Here is a 6,349-nt window from a genome sequence, read left to right as displayed (position 1 = left end):
GCTGCTGCGGGCGCTGCGCCGGGCGGAGGTCACCGGGGACGCGTCGCCCTGGGAGCTGGTGGTGGTGGACCTGCCGCCGGTGCGCGAGGCGGTCGCGCTGCTGGCCCTGCCCGAACAACTGCGCCGCTACCTGGCGCGGTTGCTGCCCGCCGACCGGCAGGCCGCCCGCGCGCTGCGGCCGGTGCTGGCGCAGCTCGCCGGGGTGCCGATGCCGGCCGAGTGGGCCTACCAGGCCGCCGCCCGCGCCGACCGCGAACTCGGCGCCGTACAGGCGGTCGTCGAGGACCAGGACACCGCCGTGCTGGTGGTCCTGGAGCCCGGGCCGGCCGCCGAGCGGACGCTGCGCACCGCCAGGACCGGCCTCGCCCTGTACGGCCACCGGCTCGCCGCCGTCGCCGCCAACCGGCTGCTGCCGACCACCGGCACCGACCCGTTCCTCACCGGGCTGTCCGGCCGCCAGCAGGAGCACCTCAAGGCGCTCGCCGAGCAGTGCGCGGCCGACGGTGTCCCGCTGCTGGAGCTCCCGCACCTGGGGCGCGAACCGCGCCACCCCGCCGAGCTGGCGGTGGCGGTGCCCGACACCGCGGCCCGCGACCGCGAGCCCTGGACGGTCGACGAGCAGCTCGCCGAGGAGGGGCACTTCCTGTGGACGCTGCCGCTGCCCGGCGCCGACCGCGAGAATCTCGACCTGGTGCGCCGGGGCGACGAACTCGTGGTGGACGCGGGCGGGTTCCGGCGGATCGTGCCGCTGCCGTCCGCGCTGCGCCGCTGCACGGTGGCCGGCGCCGCGCTGCGCGACGGCGGCCTGCGGGTGCGCTTCACCCCGGACCCCGATCTCTGGCCCCGCTGACCGCCGCCGCGGGCCGACCGTTCGGGTACCGTCGAAGAGGGACCGAGAAAAAGCAGCCATCAGTGCGGCCGCACCCGGAGCGTCCCGTTTGGAGCCGATCATGAGCGAAGCCACGGACCGTCCCGACGCCGACGCGTGGGCCAAGGCCAGCGCGGAGGACATCGCCGCCGAGCACGCGCGCAGACGAGCCGAGGCGGGCCAGGGACCGGGCAGCGCGGGCGACGAGCTGCGCCGCCTCGCCGAGGCCGTCAGCGAGGCCGTCACCGACAAGCTGGGCGCGCTGGGCAACCCCGCGGTGCAGCTGGCCGCCCAGGGCGTCATCTCCCAGGTGCGTTCCGTTGTCGAACCCATCGTCGAGCGCAATCCCGATGTCTTCGATCATTTGAGCGCCGCCGGGGCCGAACTGCTGGCCGCCTACCGGTCCGCGGTGACCCGCGCCGAGGGGCGGTGGACGAGCGGCGACACCTCCGCGCGTTCAACCGCTGAACACATCGACCTCGATTGACCCCCTCTCCGGTACGGTTCTCTTAGCGGGGATCGACCGAAAACTGAGGGACACATGGGACTCACCATCGGCGTCGACATCGGCGGCACCAAGATCGCGGCCGGAGTGGTCGACGAGGAAGGCTCGATTCTCGAGACCGTCAAGGTGCCTACTCCGTCGACTCCCGAAGGCGTCGTGGACGCGATCGTGGAGGCGGTACGCCAGGTCAGCACCGGTCATCAGATCGAGGCCGTCGGCATAGGAGCCGCCGGTTACGTCGACGACAAGCGCGCCACCGTCCTCTTCGCCCCCAACATCAATTGGCGGCACGAGGCGCTCAAGGACAAGGTCGAACAGCGCGTAGAACTCCCTGTCGTGGTGGAGAACGACGCCAATGCGGCGGCCTGGGGCGAGTACCGCTTCGGCGCCGGGCAGGGCCACTCCGATGTGATCTGCATCACGCTCGGCACCGGGCTGGGCGGCGGCATCATCATCGGCAACAAGCTGCGCCGCGGCCGGTTCGGCGTCGCCGCCGAGTTCGGCCACATCCGGGTGGTGCCGGACGGCCTGCTGTGCGGCTGCGGCAGCCAGGGCTGCTGGGAGCAGTACGCTTCCGGCCGCGCCCTGGTCCGCTACGCCCGGCAGCGGGCCAACGCCACCCCGGAGAACGCCAAGGTGCTGCTCGCCCTCGGCGACGGCACTCCGGACGGCATCGAAGGCCGGCACGTCAGCGCCGCCGCCCGGCAGGGCGACCCGGTGGCGGTGGACTCCTTCCGGGAGCTGGCCCGCTGGGCCGGCGCCGGACTGGCCGACCTGGCCTCGCTCTTCGACCCGTCGGCCTTCATCGTGGGCGGCGGGGTGTCGGACGAGGGCGAGCTGGTCCTCGACCCGATCCGCAAGTCGTTCCGGCGCTGGCTGATCGGCGGGGAGTGGCGCCCGCACGCCCAGGTGCTGGCCGCCCAACTCGGCGGCAAGGCAGGGCTGGTCGGAGCGGCGGACCTGGCCCGGCAGGGCTGACGGAGCGGATGGAGCGGATGGAGCGGACGGGGTGACAGTGGAGGATCTGCCGAGTTCGGCGACCGAGCAGGACGGCTCGGCGGTGGTCCGCGTGCTCAGTTACAACATCCGCTCCATGCGGGACGACACGGCGGCGCTGGCCCGGGTGATCCGTGCCTGCGCCCCCGACGTGGCGCTCATCCAGGAGGCCCCGCGCTTCTTCCGCTGGCGCAAGGCCGCCGCGCGGCTCGCCGGGGCGACGGACCTGGTCCATGTGACCGGCGGCGCCCCCGCCGCCGGACCGATGATCCTGTCGTCGCTGCGCGCCCTGGTGGAACGCACCGAGGACGTCCTGCTGCCGCACACCCCCGGGCTGCACCAGCGCGGTTTCGCCACCGCCGTGCTGCGGATCGGCGCCGCCCGGCTGTCCGTGCTCAGCGCCCATCTCAGCCTGAATCCCGCCGAGCGCTTCGAGCAGTCCGGCCTGCTGCTGGACCGGCTCACCGGCCTCGGCGAGCCCTACGCCGTGGCGGGCGGCGACCTCAACGAGCGCCCCGACGGCCGCGCCTTCACCCGGGTGGCCGACCGCCTCCAGGACGCGTGGGCCACCAAGCCGTGGGGCGGCGAGTTCACCTCCCGGGCCGACCGGCCCTATCAGCGCATCGACGCGCTGTTCGCCACCGAGGGCGTGGAAGTGCTGGGCTGCGGGGTGCCGCACGCGCTGCGCGGCGTCACCCGGGAGGATCTCGCTGCGGCGAGCGACCATCTGCCGGTGCTGGCCGCACTGCGCGTACCGCCCTCCTGACCGCCGCGGGGCCCGGCTGTCGGGCCCGGCTGTCGGGTCCGGCTGCCGGGCTCCGTCAGCGCGGTCGGCGGGTCGGCGGGTCAGGGCCGCCTGGACCGGGCGTGCCGCTCGATGCTCGCGGCGAACAGCGGGGTCTCCCGGCGGCAGTGGTCTCCCGAGGCCGCCTGGCGCTCCCGGGCGGCCTGCTCGAAGGACACGCCGTTCAGCTCGCAGAATTCGAGGAATTCGGCGGTCGGGCGGCTGGTGACGCTGTTGGTGTACGTCACGGTGCCGTCGCCGTTGTCCTTGGCGCTCAGGTCCCAGACGACCTGGACGGTGGTCCAGCCGTTGGGCGTGAGCACATCGGACAGCGAGACCATGTGGCAGTGCTGCTTCTCGGCCACCTCGGCCACGTAGTGCTGGATGACCAGGCCCGAGCCGATCATCTCCACGTTGATCGACATCGGCCGGCCGTCGTCGGTGGAGGTGTAGCCCGCCGCCTTGTGGTCGGGCGGCGCGCAGCGCTGGTATTCCTGGTCGGGAAGCGTGAACAGCCAGTCGGCGATGTCGACCGCGGTCAGTGGCGCGTGGATCGTCGCCGTCTCCACGGACTGCGAAAGGATCCGGTCGGACAGGACCGCGCTTCCAGTGCTCATGGTGCCTCTCCTCCTCGACGGACAGGCCGATGGATGAGCCGCAGCAACGCCGTAGGCCTGCCACCGGCCCGCTACGGACGTATCACGTCAGCACAAATACCTATCGTACCCCCCATACCGGACAGGAGATATCGGGGGATCTCAGACCACCGCGCCGCCGCCCGGCAGATCGTCGTCGTCCTCGCCGGTGCGCATCCGGGCCACCAGCGTGGCGAAGCCGCCGAGGAAGCCGCCGAGGCCCACCAGCACGGCCCACCAGGTGAGTTCGATCTGCAGCAGGATGAAGGCCAGCAGCAGCAGCGGCCCGCCGATCACCGCGATCCAGGCGAACTTGGTGGTCACATCGGCGTCGGGAAGCGGTGGCGGCTCCGGCGGGACGAAATGGGCGTCGTCGTCGTCCTCGACCAGTTCGTAGTTGCGCGGGCCGGAGATGACCGGGTGGATGACGATGCTGCGGTCGGGCGGCGGCAGCACCTTGTTGATCGGCTCGGGGCCGGGGTCCTTGTCGCCGACGTTCTCCGACTCCGGCCAGGACGGCTCTACGCCGGGCTCCGGGTCCGCGTGGTAGCCGGCGATCAGCGCCGCCCAGGCCGCCTCCTCGTCCAGCGGCGGCCGGGCCGGCTCCTCCTGCGGCGCGGTGCCCTCGTCCTCACGGTCAGCCACCGGCCGCACTCTCCTTGACCGTCTCGCCCGCCGGAGCGGACAGTCGCCGTACGAAGTCGTACGACTGCGTGAAGATCAGCTCGGCGTCGTGGTCGAGCGTGGCCACGTGGTAGCTGCGCTCCAGGATCGTCTCGGTGACGTCGGTGGACGACACCTTGCCCAGCACCACCGCCGAGTTGGACGGGTGCACCACATGGTCCACCCTGCTGTGCAGCAGCAGCAGCGGCTGCGTCACCTGCGGCAGCCCGGCTCTCACGATGCCCCAGAACTTGCTCAGCGAATGGACCGCGTGCAGCGGCGTGCGGTCGTAGCCCAGCTCGCCGCCGTCCGGCAGCGCGATGTCGCTGGCGATGCCCGCCACCGACGGCACGAAGTGCCGGATCACCGGCACCGCCTTGAGCTGCGCGCTGTCCGCCTTCACCGAGGGATTGACCAGCATGACCCCGCTGATCGCGCCCTGGTGCTTCTGGGCCAGCCGCAGCGCCAGCGCGCCGCCCATCGACAGCCCGCCGACGAAGACCCGCGAGCAGCGCTCGGCCAGCGCGAGCAACTCCCGGTCGACCTCGGCGTACCAGTCCTGCCAGCCGGTGAGCTGCATGTCCTGCCAGCGGGTGCCGTGCCCGGGCAGCAGCGGCACCGAGACGGTCAGCCCGCGGTCGGCCAGGTACGCGCCCCAGGAGCGCATGGACTGTGGAGAGCCGGTGAAACCATGACAGAGCAGGACGCCGATGTCGCCGCCGTCATGGCGGTACGGTTCGGCTCCGGGCATGAGCGGCACCGTTCGTCTCCTGTTCGCACGCGCGTACGCGGGTACACGCAAGGTCGGGAGTTCAGCGTACGCGGCCCCGACAGCTGGCGGTAAGCCCTGTCGACCGTGCCGGATCGGGCCCGCCGGCCGGCCGCGCCCCGGCGGATCGGTCCGCCGCGGACCGGCCGCCCGCCGGTGGCGTTAAGGTCAGCGTGTCGGCTCACAGGAGGATCGGTTGTTCTACGGTGCGATGAAGATCGTTATCGGCCACCCCATCAAGGCCGCGTTCCGGCCATGGGTGGAGGGCCTGGAGAACATCCCGAGCGAGGGACCGGCCATTCTGGCGAGCAATCACCTCTCGTTCTCGGACTCCTTCTTCCTGCCCGCGGTGCTGGACCGCAAGGTCACCTTCATCGCCAAGGCGGAGTACTTCACCTCGCCGGGGCTGAAGGGCAAGCTGACCGCCGCCTTCTTCAAGGGCGTCGGCCAGCTCCCGGTGGACCGCTCGGGCGCGCGCGGGGCCGGCGAGGCGGCGGTGAAGGACGGTGTCGCGGTGCTGGCGCGCGGGGAGTTGTTCGGCATCTACCCCGAGGGCACCCGCTCGCCCGACGGGCGGCTCTACCGCGGCAAACCCGGCGGCCTGGCCCGGGTCGCGCTGGCCAGCGGCGCCCCGGTGATCCCGGTCGCGATGATCGACACCGAGAAGGTCCAGCCGGTCGGCCAGGTGATGCCGAAGTTCTCGATCCGGCCGGGCATCCGGATCGGCAAGCCGCTGGACTTCAGCCGCTACCAGGGCATGGAGGGCGACCGCTTCATCCTGCGCTCGGTCACCGACGAGGTGATGTACGAGATCATGAAGCTCTCCGGCCAGGAATACGTCGACATCTATGCCACCGCCGCCAAGCGCCAGATCGCGGAGGCCGCGAAAGCGGCCGCCGAGGCGGCAGCGGCAGCGGAGGCCGCGGCGGCCGGTCACCCGCCCGCCGGTCGCACCCCGGAGGAGCGACTGCCGGCCGGGCACACGAGGGCGGCGGAGCGCCGGCCGGACGCGGCGGACGCCCCGGACGCCCAGCGCCGGGACGAGCGCCCGCAGGCGCGGGAGGCCGCCGGACCGGCCCCGGAGTCGTCCGGGACCTGACCGCAGCCACGGGGGAGGGGCCGCCATGTC

At 72.6% G+C, this 6,349-nt stretch carries 8 protein-coding genes; 5 read left to right on the top strand and 3 right to left on the bottom strand.

Annotation, left to right across the window (positions count from 1 at the left end):
- The 4 genes from GA0115240_RS05380 to GA0115240_RS05365 all read left to right on the top strand — a co-directional run.
- The coding region (locus tag GA0115240_RS05380) for an ArsA family ATPase (RefSeq protein WP_107407101.1) at nucleotides 1-850 on the top strand (850 nt) is incomplete at its 5' end.
- Nucleotides 851-950: 100 nt separating this feature from the next.
- Nucleotides 951-1,355: a DUF5304 family protein gene (locus GA0115240_RS05375; RefSeq protein WP_093735502.1), complete on the top strand. Its 405-nt coding sequence runs from the start codon at nucleotides 951-953 to the stop codon at nucleotides 1,353-1,355.
- Between the two features lie 54 nt (nucleotides 1,356-1,409).
- Nucleotides 1,410-2,351 carry an ROK family glucokinase gene (locus GA0115240_RS05370; protein WP_093735498.1) on the top strand — a complete coding sequence of 314 codons (942 nt, stop codon included), beginning with the start codon at nucleotides 1,410-1,412 and terminating at the stop codon, nucleotides 2,349-2,351.
- A gap of 37 nt (nucleotides 2,352-2,388) precedes the next feature.
- On the top strand, nucleotides 2,389-3,135 hold the full coding sequence (locus GA0115240_RS05365; protein ID WP_093735497.1) for an endonuclease/exonuclease/phosphatase family protein: 747 nt from the start codon (nucleotides 2,389-2,391) through the stop codon (nucleotides 3,133-3,135).
- Nucleotides 3,136-3,215: 80 nt separating this feature from the next.
- On the opposite strand, the gene GA0115240_RS05360 is transcribed toward GA0115240_RS05365, so the two are convergent.
- From GA0115240_RS05360 to GA0115240_RS05350, 3 genes are all read right to left on the bottom strand, one after another.
- Nucleotides 3,216-3,770 (bottom strand): hypothetical protein, encoded by a 555-nt coding sequence (locus GA0115240_RS05360; protein ID WP_093735496.1) that lies wholly within the window; start codon nucleotides 3,768-3,770, stop codon nucleotides 3,216-3,218.
- A gap of 141 nt (nucleotides 3,771-3,911) precedes the next feature.
- Nucleotides 3,912-4,433 carry a hypothetical protein gene (locus tag GA0115240_RS05355; RefSeq protein ID WP_093735501.1) on the bottom strand — a complete coding sequence of 174 codons (522 nt, stop codon included), beginning with the start codon at nucleotides 4,431-4,433 and terminating at the stop codon, nucleotides 3,912-3,914.
- A complete protein-coding gene (locus tag GA0115240_RS05350) occupies nucleotides 4,426-5,211 on the bottom strand; it encodes an alpha/beta hydrolase (RefSeq protein ID WP_093735495.1) in 786 nt (261 codons plus the stop codon). Before GA0115240_RS05350 ends, GA0115240_RS05355 begins: the two co-directional genes overlap by 8 nt.
- A gap of 220 nt (nucleotides 5,212-5,431) precedes the next feature.
- On the opposite strand from GA0115240_RS05350, the gene GA0115240_RS05345 reads away from it, so the two are divergent.
- Nucleotides 5,432-6,319 carry a lysophospholipid acyltransferase family protein gene (locus tag GA0115240_RS05345; protein WP_093735500.1) on the top strand — a complete coding sequence of 296 codons (888 nt, stop codon included), beginning with the start codon at nucleotides 5,432-5,434 and terminating at the stop codon, nucleotides 6,317-6,319.
- Nucleotides 6,320-6,349: the final 30 nt, after the last annotated feature.

Source organism: Streptomyces sp. DvalAA-14, from assembly GCF_900091855.1.
Classification (GTDB): domain Bacteria; phylum Actinomycetota; class Actinomycetes; order Streptomycetales; family Streptomycetaceae; genus Actinacidiphila.
The sequence above is the reverse complement of the archived record's forward strand: the minus strand, read 5'-3'. Positions and strand labels throughout refer to the sequence as shown.

Coding starts and splice junctions, on each gene's coding strand:
- GA0115240_RS05375 (WP_093735502.1), top strand. CDS start 951: ATGAGCGAAGCCACGGACCGTCCCGACGCCGACGCGTGGGCCAAGGCC.
- GA0115240_RS05370 (WP_093735498.1), top strand. CDS start 1,410: ATGGGACTCACCATCGGCGTCGACATCGGCGGCACCAAGATCGCGGCC.
- GA0115240_RS05360 (WP_093735496.1), bottom strand. CDS start 3,770: ATGAGCACTGGAAGCGCGGTCCTGTCCGACCGGATCCTTTCGCAGTCC.
- GA0115240_RS05345 (WP_093735500.1), top strand. CDS start 5,432: ATGAAGATCGTTATCGGCCACCCCATCAAGGCCGCGTTCCGGCCATGG.